Here is a 286-nt window from a genome sequence, read left to right on the forward strand (position 1 = left end):
TACGGCCCGTGGTTCGTCGCGGCTCTTTCGATTCTGCGGGCGACCGTGCAGCACCAGAGCGCGAAACGCTCCTGGGGCGTTCTCCTGGTGGCTTCCGCCATGGCCGTGGCCTTGTGTGTCAGCCACTCGTCCCGCTCGGTGCTGGCCTTCGTGACCCTTGGAATTCCACCGATCACCGCTCTGGTGTGCTTCTGGGAACTCACCGGCCAGGTCTCCTCCAAGCACCGCATCCGAAAGGGGGCCCATGCGCAGCAGCGCACGAAGGCGTAGGAGATTCCGCAGAGTC

General features: G+C 65.0%; 1 pseudogene. It reads left to right on the forward strand.

What is annotated here, in order from left to right:
• A pseudogene (locus tag AC5P1C_RS44020) lies at positions 1-270 on the forward strand (DUF2637 domain-containing protein); the annotation flags it as partial.
• Between the last annotated feature and the right edge of the window lie 16 nt (positions 271-286).

This window comes from Streptomyces sp. A18 (genome assembly GCF_059026065.1).